The 14,488-nt window shown below is 68.1% G+C and carries 13 protein-coding genes; 4 read left to right on the top strand and 9 right to left on the bottom strand.

What is annotated here, in order from left to right:
- Positions 1 to 129: 129 nt before the first annotated feature.
- From G4G00_RS22110 to G4G00_RS13540, 3 genes are all read right to left on the bottom strand, one after another.
- Positions 130 to 264: a hypothetical protein gene (locus G4G00_RS22110; protein WP_267896393.1), complete on the bottom strand. Its 135-nt coding sequence runs from the start codon at positions 262 to 264 to the stop codon at positions 130 to 132.
- An 18-nt stretch (positions 265 to 282) separates the two neighbouring features.
- Entirely contained in the window at positions 283 to 1,086 is an 804-nt protein-coding gene (locus G4G00_RS22020) for a hypothetical protein (protein ID WP_234414660.1), read from the bottom strand.
- Between the two features lie 153 nt (positions 1,087 to 1,239).
- Positions 1,240 to 2,853, bottom strand: a complete 1,614-nt coding sequence (locus G4G00_RS13540; RefSeq protein ID WP_164274292.1) for an alpha-glucosidase — start codon at positions 2,851 to 2,853, stop codon at positions 1,240 to 1,242.
- A gap of 214 nt (positions 2,854 to 3,067) precedes the next feature.
- Between G4G00_RS13540 and G4G00_RS13535 the strand changes: the two genes are divergently transcribed.
- Positions 3,068 to 4,066 (top strand): polyprenyl synthetase family protein, encoded by a 999-nt coding sequence (locus G4G00_RS13535; RefSeq protein WP_108752417.1) that lies wholly within the window; start codon positions 3,068 to 3,070, stop codon positions 4,064 to 4,066.
- A gap of 112 nt (positions 4,067 to 4,178) precedes the next feature.
- Here the strand turns inward: G4G00_RS13535 and G4G00_RS13530 are convergent, their stop codons facing one another.
- Complete coding sequence (locus G4G00_RS13530) at positions 4,179 to 4,964, bottom strand: dienelactone hydrolase family protein (RefSeq protein ID WP_164274289.1); 786 nt, start codon at positions 4,962 to 4,964, stop codon at positions 4,179 to 4,181.
- Between the two features lie 125 nt (positions 4,965 to 5,089).
- Here G4G00_RS13530 and G4G00_RS13525 point away from each other — a divergent pair, with 125 nt between their 5' ends.
- Entirely contained in the window at positions 5,090 to 5,668 is a 579-nt protein-coding gene (locus tag G4G00_RS13525) for an SMI1/KNR4 family protein (protein WP_108752415.1), read from the top strand.
- A gap of 34 nt (positions 5,669 to 5,702) precedes the next feature.
- Here G4G00_RS13525 and G4G00_RS13520 read toward each other — a convergent pair whose 3' ends face one another.
- From G4G00_RS13520 to G4G00_RS13505, 4 genes are all read right to left on the bottom strand, one after another.
- Entirely contained in the window at positions 5,703 to 6,236 is a 534-nt protein-coding gene (locus tag G4G00_RS13520) for a hypothetical protein (RefSeq protein ID WP_164274286.1), read from the bottom strand.
- Between the two features lie 137 nt (positions 6,237 to 6,373).
- On the bottom strand, positions 6,374 to 7,783 hold the full coding sequence (gene murD, locus G4G00_RS13515; RefSeq protein WP_108752413.1) for a UDP-N-acetylmuramoyl-L-alanine--D-glutamate ligase: 1,410 nt from the start codon (positions 7,781 to 7,783) through the stop codon (positions 6,374 to 6,376).
- A complete protein-coding gene (gene murL, locus G4G00_RS13510) occupies positions 7,764 to 9,116 on the bottom strand; it encodes a UDP-N-acetyl-alpha-D-muramoyl-L-alanyl-L-glutamate epimerase (protein WP_108752412.1) in 1,353 nt (450 codons plus the stop codon). The genes murD and murL overlap by 20 nt, the downstream gene beginning before the upstream one ends.
- A 90-nt stretch (positions 9,117 to 9,206) precedes the next feature.
- Positions 9,207 to 11,801 carry a bifunctional aspartate kinase/diaminopimelate decarboxylase gene (locus G4G00_RS13505; RefSeq protein ID WP_164274283.1) on the bottom strand — a complete coding sequence of 865 codons (2,595 nt, stop codon included), beginning with the start codon at positions 11,799 to 11,801 and terminating at the stop codon, positions 9,207 to 9,209.
- Between the two features lie 75 nt (positions 11,802 to 11,876).
- Here G4G00_RS13505 and G4G00_RS13500 point away from each other — a divergent pair, with 75 nt between their 5' ends.
- The gene (locus tag G4G00_RS13500; RefSeq protein ID WP_108752410.1) at positions 11,877 to 12,749 is read left to right on the top strand and encodes a PhzF family phenazine biosynthesis protein; all 873 of its coding nucleotides are present in this window, start codon (positions 11,877 to 11,879) and stop codon (positions 12,747 to 12,749) included.
- 97 nt (positions 12,750 to 12,846) lie between these two features.
- Entirely contained in the window at positions 12,847 to 13,725 is an 879-nt protein-coding gene (locus G4G00_RS13495) for a PhzF family phenazine biosynthesis protein (RefSeq protein WP_108752409.1), read from the top strand.
- A gap of 40 nt (positions 13,726 to 13,765) precedes the next feature.
- Here G4G00_RS13495 and G4G00_RS13490 read toward each other — a convergent pair whose 3' ends face one another.
- Positions 13,766 to 14,197 carry an OsmC family protein gene (locus tag G4G00_RS13490; RefSeq protein ID WP_108748849.1) on the bottom strand — a complete coding sequence of 144 codons (432 nt, stop codon included), beginning with the start codon at positions 14,195 to 14,197 and terminating at the stop codon, positions 13,766 to 13,768.
- Positions 14,198 to 14,488: the final 291 nt, after the last annotated feature.

Raw genomic sequence — 14,488 nt, 5'->3', positions numbered from 1 at the left:
GACCGGAAACCCGCTGCGCAGGCAGCGGGTTTTCTTTTGCGCATCGACACCGCTCCAGCCACCGCATCCACGCATGGCGTGGATCTACTGAATGCATCCACGCATGGCGTGGATGCGCCCGCCAGAAGATCAGGGGATGAGAAAGGCGCAGCTGATCGCAATGGCCAGCATCAGCGCCAGCAAGACACGACCACTGAACCGCCCAAGCGCGTGGCCCACATTGTTGAGGACAACGGAAACAATCTGGCCCAGCAGTTCCCACATGATGCCGTCGCTCCGTGCTCAGAACTCGCCCGAGGCAAACTCGATGAACGAGCGCTGGCGACTGGCGGTAACAATGACACAGGATCGGTAGACCCTATGCGCCGACGCACCCGTGACATAGGCGACGATCTGGACCGATGTCTGCGCAACATACGCCCAACCTGGCACCCAGCCCGCAGGCTTTGGCACGAGGCTGAAGGCGGCAGAGCAGTCCATGATCTGCTTGGTGGCCTCACCGAGAACGCGCCCCACTTCGGTATTCATGTTCCAACCCGAGGCCAGCTCGGCAGACCAGATCGCGGCGGCCACCGATCGCATGGCTGCCTGCTCTTCCAAGCTCGGCACTGCCAGCACGGATGCTCTGGGAGTCTCTTCCACAGAACGGTGAGGGGAAGGCGATTGATCCAGTGGCAGGTCAAATCGCTTTGCCCAGACCAGCAGTGCGCGGTGCTGAAGTCCAGCCGATGTGGAGAAGTACCGCACCGCTCGATCTTCAGCGTTGTAGTAGGCCGCATGCAGCGTGCCATCGGGGTAGACCACCACGGCAGCTGCGTGATGTGAGGGAAATCCCAATCGCCACCCATCAAGCAGCAGCCCCCCATCCTTCAACGGCACCGGCACCGCCGACTCATCGAAATTGCGCCGGAACGCCAGGTACTCCGGTCCGAGCAACTGCTTCAGGCCAGGTACCACGTCAGACCCCTCAAAGGCATCCTCCAGCGCGGGCCCCACGATCACGATGGGTGTGGCGGAGAGGGGGCATGCAGCGGAAAGCGCCACTGCCAGCAACAACACTCGGGTCAGGGAAGCAAAGGAACGCATCGGAGGTCCACCATGTAGGGGCCACCAGTGTCCACGCCCATCCCCGGCCGATTCCATTCCAATAGTTGGAAAGTGACGGCCAACAGCCACCCACAAAAAAGGGACGGGGCGCTTCGGCCCCGTCCCCGCAAGTACCGCCACCGGAGAAATCGGTCAGCTGCGTCGGGCGCAATACACCGCGCGCGGCGGCAGCCGCAGTTCGTTGCCTTCCACCGTGCCCGCATCCGGGCCCGGCACAGCCACCTGTTCCCAACGGCCGGCCGGCAGCGGATGGCTGACCGGCGCTGCCGACAGGTTGAAGGCCAGCAGAAGGGTTTCATCTGCAAGCATACGCTGGAAAAGCAGCACCGGCTCGGCGCTGTCCAGGAATTGGATGTCGCCATGCAGCAGGGCCGGCTGGGTACGCCGCCAGGCCAGGAAATCGCCGAAGGCACTCAGCACCGAGTACGGGTCGGCCTGCTGCACCGCCACCGCGGCGGCACGGTGCTCGGCCGGAATCGGCAGCCACGGCTTGCCGGTGGTGAAGCCGGCCAGCGGGGCATCGGTCCACGGCAGCGGCGTGCGGCAGCCATCACGGCCCTTGAAGTTGGGCCAGAAGGTGATGCCATACGGGTCCTGCAGATCCTCGAACGGCACCTCGGCCTCGGCCAGGCCCAGTTCCTCGCCCTGGTACAGGCAGACCGAACCGCGCAGCGAGCACAGCATGGCCACCAGCATGCGCGCCAGGCGCGGGTCGGCCGGGTGGCCGCCCCAGCGGCTGACCGCCCGCTCCACGTCGTGGTTGGACACCGCCCAGCACGGCCAGCCCTCGGTCATTACCGCTTCCAGGCGCGAGACCGTATCGCGGATGTAGGCCACGCTGTAGTCGTCCACCAGCAGCTCGAAGCTGTAGCCCATGTGCAGGCGGCCGTCCTGAGTGTACTCGGCGGTGGTGGCCAGCGAATCTTCCGACGAGATCTCGCCCAGGCTCACCGCGCCCGGGTACTGGTCCAGCAGCGCGCGCAGCTGTTCCAGGAACGGCAGGTTTTCCGGCTGGGTGTTGTTGTAGTAGTGGTACTGGTAAGCGTATGGATTGTCCGGGCTGAAGCCACGGCCCACCCGCTTGTCGGCCGGCTTGGGCGGGTTGTCGCGCAGCTGCGCGTCGTGGAAGCAGAAGTTGATGGCATCCAGGCGGAACCCATCCACGCCGCGGTCCAGCCAGAAGCGCACGTTGTCCAGCGTGGCCTGCTGCACCGCCGGGTTGTGGAAGTTCAGGTCCGGCTGGTCGACCAGGAAGTTGTGCAGGTAGTACTGCTCGCGGCGCGGTTCCCACTGCCAGGCGCCGCCGCCGAACAGCGACAGCCAGTTGTTGGGCGGGGTGCCATCCTCGCGAGGGTCGGCCCAGACATACCAGTCCGCCTTCGGGTTGCTGCGGTCCTGGCGGCTTTCACGGAACCAGGCGTGCTCGATCGACGTATGGCTCAGCACCTGGTCGATCATCACCTTCAGGCCCAGGCCGTGCGCCTTGGCCAGCAGGCGGTCGAAGTCGTCCAGGTTGCCGAACAGCGGGTCCACATCGCGGTAATCGGCGATGTCATAGCCGAAATCGGCCATGGGCGATCTGAAGAACGGCGAGATCCAGATCGCATCCGCGCCCAGCGCGGCAATGTAGTCCAGACGCTCGATGATGCCCGGCAGGTCGCCTACCCCGTCGCCGTTGGCATCGAGGAAACTGCGCGGGTAGATCTGGTAGATGACGGCTCCGCGCCACCATGGATTGTGCGACATCGACAGCCCCCCTCCGGGCATGCGGGACCCGCCGGAAGCGGGCCGAAAAGCAACTCCGGCAAGCTTAGCGGCGGCCTCCCGGCGATGGCGCTGGCTGCATACGTATTCACGCCGCAGGGCCGGCCAGCGGCCCGCGAAAAGACCGGTCGGGTCGGTTTCCGCCCGAATTCACGGCCAGCGCCTATAATCGGGGGGAGCCTGAAAGCCTGATCGCATGACCATCACTGAAGACACCCGTCCCGCCCTGGGCCTGCCCCAGATCCAGTCGCTTGCTGCGGCCGACATGGCCGCCGTCGATGCCCTGATCCGGCGCCGGCTGTCCTCGGACGTGGTGCTGATCAACCAGATCGCCGACCACATCATTTCCGCCGGCGGCAAGCGCCTGCGCCCGATGCTGGTCATGCTGGCCGGCCACGCGGTCGGTCAGGCCGGGCCGGAGCACCACCAGCTGGCGGCCATCATCGAGTTCATCCACACCTCCACCCTGCTGCACGACGATGTGGTGGATGAATCCAGCCTGCGCCGTGGCCGCAGCACCGCCAACGCCCTGTGGGGCAATGCACCCAGCGTGCTGGTGGGCGATTTCCTGTACTCGCGCAGCTTCCAGCTGATGGTGGAATTGGACCGCATGCCGGTCATGCAGATCCTGGCCGACACCACCAACCGCATCGCCGAAGGCGAAGTGCTGCAGCTGCTGCACGTACACAACCCGGACACCGACGAAGCGGCCTACCTGCGCGTGATCGAGCGCAAGACCGCGGTGCTGTTCGCCGCCGGCACCCGCCTGGGCGCGCTGGCCAGCGGCCAGGACGAAGCCACCCAGCAGGCCCTGTACGACTACGGCATGCACCTGGGCTACGCCTTCCAGATCGCCGATGACGTGCTCGATTACTCGGCCAATGCCGAGGAACTGGGCAAGAACCTGGGCGACGACCTGGCCGAGGGCAAGGCCACCCTGCCGCTGATCCACGCCATGGCCCACTCCGACCCGGCCACCCGCGAGCGCCTGCGCAGCATCGTGCAGGACGGCGACGCCTCGGCCATGCCGGAAGTGCTGGCCGCGATCCGCGCCACCGGTGGCCTGGACTACAGCCGCCGCCGCGCCGAGGAATACGCCGAAGCCGCCGAGCGCGCGCTGGATGGCCTGGGCGACAACGATGCGGTGGCCGCCCTGCGCGGCCTGGCCCGCTACGCGGTGCAGCGCTCGCATTGATAGGTGAAGGCGTGCCGACCAAGGTCGGCACCCACCCAACGCGGCGGTAGGTGCCGACCTTGGTCGGCACAGAAGCATCGGTAGGTGCCGACCTTGGTCGGCACGCCTTTGATTACCGGAACCGTTCCTCGAAGAACTCATCCAGCGCCTTCCACGCGCGCTTGGCCGCGCGTTCGTTGTACTGGCACCCCGGCGGGCTGTTGGCATCACGTTCGGCAAAGCAGTGCACCGCGCCGCTGTAGTTGGTGAATTCCCAGTCGACCTTGGCCGCATCCATTTCCTTCTGGAAACTGCCGATGTCCTCGGCCGTCACGCTGGTATCGTCGGCGCCATTGAGCACCAGCACCGAGGGATGCGTGCCACCGGCCTGTGCCGGCAGCGGTGAGCCCAGGCCGCCGTGCAGACTGACCACAGCGGCCAGCGGCGCACCGGCACGGGCCAGCTCCAGCACCGTGGTGCCACCGAAACAGAATCCGACCGCACCGATCCGGCTGGCATCCAGCGGTGTCTTGCCGGCCTGCGCCTTGAGCACGTTCACCGCTTCCAGCGCGCGTGCGCGCAGCAGCGGCCGGTCGTTGCGCAGCTGGGTTGCCACCGGGCCTGCCTCGGCATCGGTCTTCGGCCGCACGCCCTTGCCGTACACATCGGCCACCAGCACCACGTAGTCATCGCCGGCCAACTGCTTGGCCTTTTCAATCGCCGATGCGTTCACGCCCTTCCAGTTGGGCACCATCACCAGGCCGGGGCGCTTGTCATTGTCGCCGTCGTCGTAGACCAGCACACCACTGAAGCTCGTGCCCTGGTGCGTCCATTCCACCGGTTGGGTCTTCATCGCCGCCCACGCCGGCATCGCCGCCAGCCCCAGCACCATCGCCACACCATACCGCCAGCTGTTCATGCGCCTGCTCCAGAAAGAAGGGAAGCAGGCTGCACAGCGTCCACGCCTGCCAGTGCGCATTCTGCATTGGCGGCGTGACGCAGGTGTGGTTGGATAACCCCCTGTTCCTGCTTCCCTGCAATTGAATGAACCTGGTAGACCGTTTCCTGTCCGGCCTTGTTGCCCGCCTGCCGGAAGATGACGCCCCGCAATGGGCCTACGTGCGGGGCGCCAGCGCCGACGACCTGCAGCGCCTGCGCACGCAGTGGCCGCAGGTGCCCGACAGCCTGCTGCAGCTGCTGTCGCGCGTGGATGGCACGCACTACCGTGAGTACCCCGGTGGCGAGGTCTGCGTGCTGGTGCTGGGCTCGGACGTGGGGGACTACCCGTACTTCCTGCGCTCGGTCGAACAGATCTTCGACGACCAGCGGCAGTGGCACGACAGCATCCGTTCCATCTACGAGGAATGGCTGGACGACGAGCCGGACATCCTCGGCGCCGGCATCGACGGCGATCTGCCGATGAACCGTCGCCTGTGCTTCTCGCACTGCATGAACAACGGTGGCACCTCGATGCTGTACCTGGATTTCGATCCCGCCCCCGGCGGCACCGTCGGCCAGGTGGTGCGCTACCTGCACGATCCGGACAGCTACGCGGTGATCGCCCCCAGCTTCGATGCCTACCTGCAGGACTTGATCGATCGCGATTACAGCTTCATCGAGTAGATCCACGCCATGCGTGGATGGGGGTCAGGCGCTCTCACCCGCGTTCGATCCACTGCAACGTTCCCGGTTCGAACGCCAGCAGATCCGCCGCCGCCAGCTGCGCGCGCGACCAGCGACGTTCCGGCGGCTTCGGCTGCCGGGCACCCACCGAACCATCGTAGTCGCGCACCAGCAGGCCAATACGCGCTGCACCTGCGCCCAGCAACGCATCAATGCGCTGCAGCCACTGCCCGGCATCGGCCAGCGCTTCTTCGCGGCGCACCTGCTGATCCTGCTCGTGTCGCGCCAGCTGCTCGGCCAGCGCGCGGGCGATCTTCGCCTCGCTCCAGCCCTTCTTCCGCCAGCGCTCGGCATCGCCTGCCCACGCCGGCTCGGCCCGCAGCGAGGCCAGCGCCGTCCCGCAATCGCAGTGCGCGGCACTCAGCCAGGGCTGCCAGCCGGGGCCGACCGCCGCCTGCAGGCTGGGCGACGCCTGCGCGAACAGGCACCGGCTGCTGCGGGTGAAGACCGCGGCGGCAATGTCGTGGGCCAGCGTGGTGGGCAGGAACACGGTAATGAAGGTGCACATGCGGGCGTCCGGGTCCGTCCGGGAATGCACCGATGGTAACGCGCCCCTGGAGTAGATCCACGCCATGCGTGGATAGGAGGCGTGGATACGGGTCAGAGCCCTTTCCTGCGGAAAGGGATCTGACCCCTGGGCCTGCCCTATCCGATGCCCAGCCCCGGAATCGCGCTGATGCTGTCCGGGTTGAACCCGGCCAGTTCGGCGAAGTGCCGACCGCGCGCCACGTAATCCCGATAGGCGCCAAAACTCGGCGCGCCCGGCGACAGCAGCACCACCCCGCCCTGCGCGCCCAGCGCCGCACGTGCCAGCGCCATGGCCTCGGGCAGGTCGCCGGCCGCATGCAGGCCGAAGCGGCCGGCATCGGCCAGCGGCTGCAGCATGGCGTGGATGCGCGGGCCGTTGCTGCCCATGGTCACGATCTCCACGGGCGGCACGTCGTGCGCCATGTGTTGCATGAAATCGGTCCAGTCCAGGCCACGGTCGTGCCCGCCCACCAGCAGCGCGATGCGCTGGCCGGCGAAGCACTCCAGCGCCGCCAGGCTGGCGTGCGGCGTGGTGCTGATCGAATCGTTGATGTAGGTCAGGCCATCGGCCACGCCAATGCGCTGCAGGCGGTTCGGCAACGGACGGAAATCCTGCACCGCCGGTGCCAGCGCCACCGCATCCAGCCCCAGCGCTTCCAGCGCGGCCAGCACCGCGCACAGGTTGCCGCGGTTGTGGCGGCCGGGCAGCGGCGTGTTGCGGGTATCGAACACCGCCTGCTCGCCACGGTGCACGATGTCGCCGCGCATGTGCCAGCCCTGCGGCTGGTTGAACCAGACCACCTCGCTGTCAGGCAGCACCAGCGCGGCCAGATGCGGATCGGCGGCATTGAGCACGGCGATGCGCGGCGCCGCTTCGGTCACCAGACGCAGCTTGTCTTCAATGTAGCGCTGCTCGCTGCCGTGCCAGTCCAGGTGTTCGGGGAACAGGTTCAGCACCACCGCCACCTGCGGCCGTGCGCCACTGCGCGCCACTTCGCCGGTCTGGTAGCTGGACAGTTCCACCGCCCAATAGTCCGGCGCGGGCTGCGGGTCCAGCACCTCCAGCAGCGGCAGGCCGATGTTGCCGACCAGGCCGGTGCGATGGCCGGCGGCACGCAGCAGGTGCGCAACCAGCGCGGTGGTGGTGCTCTTGCCCTTGGTGCCGGTCACGCACACGGTGTCGTGCACGATGCCATCGGCACCGGCATGTTCGGCGAACCACAGCGCGGTGCCGCCGATGAAGACCGTGCCCTGCGCGGCCGCCGCCAGCGCGATCGGCTGGTACGGGCTGATGCCGGGCGACTTGATCACCACATCGAACGCGGCCAGCGCCTCGGCGGTGGGTTCACCGCGCACGTCCAGCCGCCCCTGCGTTTCCGCACGCGCCGCCTCGGCCTCGGCGGCAGGGCAGAACAGGCTCAGGGCCAGCGCGGGCAGGCGCGCACGCAGCACCGCGAATGCCGCACGGCCCTCACGTCCCCAGCCCCACAGCGCGACGCGCCTTCCTTCAAGCTGCGAAATCTTCACGCACCTGTTCCCACAACGCGGCCGGAATGCGGTGCTCGCCCTGCAACAGCAGCAGCGGCGCCAGTTCCAGTTCGGCGGCGTCCAGCTGCGGCTGGATCTCGTTGCAGAAGCGCTTCACCAGCACGTCTTCCTTCCATTCCGGGCGCTGCGCCAGGGTCGCCATCGCCGCACGCGATTCGCGGCCTTCGCCCACGCATTCGAACGGCTTGTGGTCCTGGAATTCCAGCAGCGCATCGAAGCCAGCGGCCTGCTCGGCATCGTCCAGCAGGTTGCGGCCGAAGATGCGCACCAGGCGCGTCTTGGGCATGAACGGGGCCAGCGCCAGGAACACGAAATGGCACTTCGGGCAGACGCCGCACCAGCGGTTCACCGGGCGCTCGCCCAGGATGTGGAAATTGCGGTTGCAGCTGGAGAAATGCGCGTCGTAGAAATCGGTCTTGGCGAACTGGCGGGCCACTGCCAGCTCGGACATCGGCCGCAGCAGCGAGTAATAGTGCAGATCGGCGGCCACCTGCTGCTGCACGTGGTTGCCGAAGGCCTGCTCGAAGGCCCAGCCCTTGGACCACTGGTGGTTCACTTCACCGGTGCCGGGAATCTGGCTGCCGTAGCTGGCCGAACGTTCGTTGGAGAACACCACCTGGTCCACGCCCTGCAGCAGCGCGGCCAGCACCATGATCGCCGAGTTCACCGCGGTGACCGGAATGTGCCCGTTCCACGCGCCCTGGCGGTTCAGCTCGAACAGTTCCGGGGCCAGCGCGCGGCCCAGGTTCAGGGTCGGCAGGCCGGTGCGTTCGGCACAGGCGCGGATCAGCTGCGAACCGCCGATCCAGGTCACCGTCTCGTCCACGCCGGCACGGCGCAGCGCTTCAATGCTGACCAGCGAATCCTTGCCGCCGCCGATGGCCACCAGCGCGTGCGGCTGCAGGCCCAGTGCCGGCGCCTGCACCGCCTCGCCCTGCACCGGCAGGCGGAAGCGCCCGCGCAGGTTCAGGCCGTTGCGGTAGGCGAACTCGCCCAGACCATTCAGGTAGATCGTTTCCACCAGCGCAGCGGTATCGGCATCGATCGCATAGCTGTCGATGCTGACCGTCTCCGGCACGCCCGCCTTGTAGTAACTGACGCCGGCGATCAGGTGCAGCAGCTGCAGTGCGCGCTGCACGGCGGCGGTGCGCGCGTCGTCCAGTACGAACGGCGCACCGGGCACGCTGATGGTTTCCACCATCTCAGGGCCGTCATCGAAAGCGTAGACCAGCTTGGCCACGCCGGTGTCCGCGGCGAATTCGCAGCGGACGAAGCGGAAGCGGGAAACCTGGTGTTTATCGAAAGCAGTCATGGTGGATCCAGTTCAAGCGCGGTCAGGCACGGGCCCGCGCGCGTGCGCGGGTCGTGTCGGTGGGCGGGTGCAGGGTGCGAAGGCTGGCGATCACTCGATCACGTCTTCGCGCGGCATCGCCCGCTGGTTGTAGGTGTTGGACATCACATAGCCGTAGGCACCGGCATCGGCGATCAGCATCACATCGTCCGGCGCGGTGGACACCGGCAGCTTGCGGCGCTTGCCGAACACATCGCTGGATTCGCAGATCGGGCCGACCACATCGAATGCCGCCTCGGCATAGCCGCCCTGGCGGCTCAGGTTCTCGATGTCATGCCAGGCGTCGTACAGGGCCGGGCGCATCAGCGTGTTCATGCCGGCATCCAGGCCGACGCGGCGCACGCCGTCCTTTTCCACCACCTGGGTGGCGTGGGTCAGCAGTACGCCCGATTCGGCCACCAGGTAGCGGCCCGGCTCGATCGCCAGGCGGAACGCCGGGTGCAGCGCCTTCACTTCGGCCAGGCCTTCGGCCCAGGCGTCCAGGTCGAACGGCTCGTCTTCTTCGCTGTACGGAATCGGCAGGCCGCCACCGATATCGATGGTCTGCACGCTGCCGATGCGGCGGGCGAAACCGGCCAGTTCATCGCACATCAGGCGCCAGTGCTGCGCCGTTTCCACGCCGCTGCCCAGGTGCGCGTGCAGGCCGACCACGCGGGTGCCCAGCTCGGTGGCCGCGCGCACGAATTCGTCCACGCGGGCAATCGGCAGGCCGAACTTCGACTCCTTGCCACCGGTGCGCACCTTGGCATGGTGGCCTTCGCCACGGCCCAGGTCCACGCGCAGCCACAGTTCGCGGTTGCGGAACAGGTCCGGCCAGCGCTGCAGCGCCTCCACGTTGTCCACGGTCACGGTCACGCCCAGGGCGAACGCGGCTTCGTATTCGCTGCGCGGGCAGAAGCTGGGGGTGAACAGCACGCGCTTGGGCGACAGTTCCGGCAGGTGCTGGAACACGTGCTTCAGTTCACCGTGCGATACGCATTCCAGGCCGAAGCCTTCGGCTTCCAGCAGCTGCAGGATGGCCGGGTGGCTGTTGGCCTTGATCGCGTAGTAGCGCTGGTCGATCGGCTTGATAGCGGCCAGCGCGCGGGCGCGGGCGCGCACGGTGGGCAGGTGGTAGACGTAGCGCGGCGTGCCGGCGTCGGCCAGCTGCAGCAGGTGCGCACGCTGGCCACGCCACCACGGCGTGCCGCGCGGGCGCACGGTGCCGGCAATCTCGCGCCAGCGCGGGCCGAACACTTCGGTTTCTTCCACCGGCATGGCGCCGCTGTCGATCAGCTCGGCATGCAGGATCGGCAGCAGGCCATCGGCATCGGCCTCGTCGATCACGAAGGTCAGGTTCAGGTCGTTGGACGACTGCGAGATCATGTGCACGCGCTCGCGGCCGAACGTGGCCCACACGTCCGACAGCTTGTGCAGCAGCGAACGCATGCCACGGCCGACCAGGGTGATGGCCGCGCACGGCACGATCACCTTCACCTTGCAGATCTGCGACAGGTCCGCCGACAGCGCGGCCAGCACATCGGTGTTGACCAGGTTCTCGGACGGGTCCAGCGACACGGTGACGTTGGTTTCGGCCGAACCGATCAGGTCCACCGACAGCCCGTGCTTCTTGAACAGGCCGAACACATCGGCCAGGAAGCCGACCTGCTGCCACATCCCGATGCCTTCCATCGACACCAGCACGATGCCGTTGCGGCGGCTGATCGCCTTCACCCCCGGCACCGGCGCGGCTGTGCCGTCGATGCTGGTGCCCGGCAGTTCCGGGCGCTCGGTATCGAGGATGGCCATCGGCACGCCGGCGTCGCGGCAGGGCTTGATCGAGCGCGGGTGCAGCACCTTGGCGCCGGTGGTGGCGATTTCCTGCGCCTCGTAATAGTCCAGGCGGGTCAGCAGGCGCGCGTCGGGCACGTCCTTGGGATTGGCGCTGAACATGCCCGGCACGTCGGTCCAGATTTCCACGCGGCTGGCGCCCAGCAGCGCACCGAAGTACGCCGCCGAGGTATCCGAACCACCGCGGCCGAGGATGGCGGTACCGCCGTCGGCATGGCGGGAAATGAAGCCCTGGGTGATCAGCAGGCGGGTCGGCTGCGCACGGAAGCGCTGCGCCCATTCGCCGTCGGCACGCCACTGGCAGTTCACCGACAGGCGCTGCGACCAGTCGCTCTGGTTCGGCTGCGGCGGCATCGCGTCCAGCCACTGGCGGGCATCCATCCAGCCCATGTCCAGGCCCGAGGCGTGCAGGTAGGCCGCGCCCAGGGTGGAAGACAGCAGCTCGCCCTGGCCCAGCACTTCGGCCTGCCAGTCCAGCGTACGGGTGGCGGCGCGGGCATCGTCCAGCAGACCCTGCAGCACGGCCAGGCGCTCGGCCAGCACGTCGTGGCCCAGGCCCAGTTCATCCAGGAAGCCCAGGTGGCGTTCGACCAGCGCTGCCACGCGGTCACGGCTGTCGGCCGCGCCATCGGCAATGGCGGTCAGTTCATTGGTCACCCCGGACAGCGCCGAAACCACCACCAGCACGCGCGAGCCGGTTTCTTCCGCGCGTTTTTTCGCCAGCTTCCCGATCGTGTCCCAACGGTGGCGACGCGACACCGAGGTGCCGCCGAACTTCAGTACGATCCAACGATCGACAAGGGGGGAAGCTGACATGGATAGGCTATGTGTAATGTGGGGAAGCCGCCCACGGGGGCGGAACCTTCGATTCTAAGCCCAATGGACCCGCCGATGCCCGCCTTCCGCTACCTGCAGCTCGATGTCTTCGCCGCCCAGCCCGGCCGCGGCAACCCGCTGGGGGTGGTGCTGGGCGCCGAGGGCCTGTCCGGGGCCCGCATGCAGGCCCTGGCCGCCTGGCTGAACCTGTCGGAGACGGTGTTCTTCCTGCCCCCCAGCGCGCCCGGCGCCGACTACCACATCCGCATTTTCACCCCGGCCAGCGAACTGCCGTTTGCCGGCCATCCCAGCGTGGGCGCGGCCTGGGCGGCGGTCACCCGGTGCCTGGCGCACCCGCGCGACGGCGCGCTGGTCCAGCAGTGCGCGGCCGGGCTGCTGCCAGTGCGGGTGAGCGGCGCGGCCGATGCCCCGCACATCGAACTGGCCAGCCCGCCGGCCCGCCGCCTGCAGACCGCCCCCGGCGCGGTGCCGGACGCGCTGCAGGCACGGGCCGCCGACGGTCAGGCGCCCGAGCTGTGGGACAACGGCCCGCGCTGGTGGCTGCTGCCGCTGCGCGATGCCGCCGCAGTACGCACGCTGGCGCCGGACATGGCCGCCCTGCGCGACTGGAGCAATGCCACCGACGCCACGGGCGTGGCGGTGTTTGCCGCCGAAGACGCCGCGCAGCACCAGTGGGTGGTGCGCGCGTTCTGCCCCGGTGATGCGGTGAACGTGCCCGAAGACCCGGTGACCGGCAGCGCCAACGCGCTGATCGGCGCCTGGCTGGGCGAGCGCGGCGTGCTGCCCGGCGGCAGCGGCAGCTACGTGGCCAGCCAGGGCCGCGAGGTCGGCCGCGATGGCCGCGTCCATGTGCGGGTGGATGCCCAGGGCACGGTGTGGATCGGCGGCCATGTGCAGTGCGTGATCGACGGCCACATCAGCTGGTAGCGCCGGGCCATGCCCGGCGGCATCACCGCACCGCGCTGCGCGCTCGCGGGGCATGGCCCCCGCGCTACCATCCCCCATTTCGTTGGAGTTGCCCCTGATGTCCGCACGCCGTTTCCTGCAGTTGGATGTGTTTTCCCCGCGCGCCGGTGCCGGCAATCCATTGGCCGTGGTGCTCGATGCCGAAGGCCTGGACGACACCACCATGCAGGCCATCGCGCGCTGGACCCGCCTGCCGGAAACCACCTTCGTGTTCCCGCCCGAAACGGCCGGCAGCAGCTACCGCCTGCGCATGTTCAGCCCGCAGAAGGAAGTCCCGTTCGCCGGCCACCCCAGCGTCGGCACTGCCCATGCGGTGCTGCTGGCCGGGTTGGCCACGCCGGTGGACGGCGTGCTGGTGCAGGACGGCATTGCCGGCGCGCTGCCGCTGCAGGTGATGGGCGAAGGCGCGCAGCAGCGCATCGCCATCCGCACCCCGCGCGCGCAGCTGGCCGAGACTGCGACGGCCGATGACCCGCGCCTGGCCGCTGCGCTGCAGGGCTGGCCGCTGGGCACCCTGCCCCCGGCACGCATGCAGGGCGGCCGCAGCTGGTGGGTGGTCCAAGTGGCCGATGAAGCACAGCTGCGCGCACTGCAGCCGGACTGGGACGCGATCGCCACCCTGGCCGAATCCACCGACAGCATGGGCGTGTTCGCCTACGCCTTCAGCGATGGCGACGAGGGCTACGATCTGGCCGTGCGCGCCTTCGTGGGCAACGGGCGGCGCTTCGAAGATGCCGCTTCGGGCGCGGCGAATGCGGTGCTGGCGGCCTGGCTGGACCTGCGCGGGGTGCTGCCGCGCGGCCGCGAACCGTATGAAGTCAGCCAGGGCCGCGAGGTCGGCCACGATGCGCGCCTGACCCTGCGGGTCGATGCGGACGGCGAAGTGTGGTCCGGCGGCCAGGTGCAGACGGTGATCGCCGGCACCCTCGATTGGTGATCGCTGTGGGGCGCCGGGCATGGCCCGGCGCTACCCGGCCTCAGCCCAGTTCGGCATCCAGGCTGATCGGCACCGCACTCAACGCCTTGGACACCGGGCAGTTCTGCTTGGCGTCATCGGCAATGGCGCGGAACTGGGTCGCATCGATGCCCGGCACCACGGCCTTCACCTTCAGGCGGATCTGCGAAAGCTGCGGGCCGCCTTCCATCGACAGATCCACCTTGGCTTCGGTGTCCAGCGAGGTCGGTGTAAACCCTGCTTCGCCCAGTTTGGCCGACAGCGCCATGGTGAAGCAGCCCGCGTGCGCGGCGGCGATCAGCTCTTCCGGATTGGTGCCCTTTTCCTCGCCGAAGCGGCTGTTGAAACCGTAGCGGGTCTTGTCCAGCAGCCCACTCTGCGGGGTGCTCAACTGGCCCTTGCCCGACTTCAGATCCCCTTCCCAGTGCGCGGTGGCGTGTCGCGAGATTCCCATGTGCTGCTCCTGCGTGGCGTTGGTGAACGCTTACCCTGCCACGGCCGGCGTTAGCCCTGCGTCGCTCCGCCGCAGTGGCAAACGCTGTCCCGGGCCAGCGCCGTGGACACTTCTTCGCCAGGCGATGGCGCATTTTTCCCTTGTTTTCAGTACTTTCGCGCAGATCGCCCGCATCCCGCAGCGCACCAGAGCCGCGCAATCCCCTGCCGCGCGCCATGTACTGAATCGGTCTGGATATGAAAAAACCTGCACTTTCAGCACTCCGGGCTATTGGCGGCGCCCACGAGTTGC

The organism is Stenotrophomonas sp. B1-1, assembly GCF_010894375.1.
In the GTDB taxonomy this organism is placed as follows: Bacteria; Pseudomonadota; Gammaproteobacteria; order Xanthomonadales; family Xanthomonadaceae; genus Stenotrophomonas.
The sequence above is the reverse complement of the archived record's forward strand: the minus strand, read 5'-3'. Positions and strand labels throughout refer to the sequence as shown.

Excerpts from the sequence above, each read along its gene's own strand:
- G4G00_RS13520 (WP_164274286.1), bottom strand. The coding sequence starts at position 6,236 with ATGTGCACCTTCATTACCGTGTTCCTGCCCACCACGCTGGCCCACGAC.
- G4G00_RS13540 (WP_164274292.1), bottom strand. The coding sequence starts at position 2,853 with ATGTCGCACAATCCATGGTGGCGCGGAGCCGTCATCTACCAGATCTAC.
- G4G00_RS13530 (WP_164274289.1), bottom strand. The coding sequence starts at position 4,964 with ATGAACAGCTGGCGGTATGGTGTGGCGATGGTGCTGGGGCTGGCGGCG.
- G4G00_RS13535 (WP_108752417.1), top strand. The coding sequence starts at position 3,068 with ATGACCATCACTGAAGACACCCGTCCCGCCCTGGGCCTGCCCCAGATC.
- G4G00_RS22110 (WP_267896393.1), bottom strand. The coding sequence starts at position 264 with ATGTGGGAACTGCTGGGCCAGATTGTTTCCGTTGTCCTCAACAATGTG.
- G4G00_RS13505 (WP_164274283.1), bottom strand. The coding sequence starts at position 11,801 with ATGTCAGCTTCCCCCCTTGTCGATCGTTGGATCGTACTGAAGTTCGGC.
- murL (WP_108752412.1), bottom strand. The coding sequence starts at position 9,116 with ATGACTGCTTTCGATAAACACCAGGTTTCCCGCTTCCGCTTCGTCCGC.
- G4G00_RS13500 (WP_108752410.1), top strand. The coding sequence starts at position 11,877 with ATGCCCGCCTTCCGCTACCTGCAGCTCGATGTCTTCGCCGCCCAGCCC.
- G4G00_RS22020 (WP_234414660.1), bottom strand. The coding sequence starts at position 1,086 with ATGCGTTCCTTTGCTTCCCTGACCCGAGTGTTGTTGCTGGCAGTGGCG.
- G4G00_RS13490 (WP_108748849.1), bottom strand. The coding sequence starts at position 14,197 with ATGGGAATCTCGCGACACGCCACCGCGCACTGGGAAGGGGATCTGAAG.
- G4G00_RS13495 (WP_108752409.1), top strand. The coding sequence starts at position 12,847 with ATGTCCGCACGCCGTTTCCTGCAGTTGGATGTGTTTTCCCCGCGCGCC.
- G4G00_RS13525 (WP_108752415.1), top strand. The coding sequence starts at position 5,090 with ATGAACCTGGTAGACCGTTTCCTGTCCGGCCTTGTTGCCCGCCTGCCG.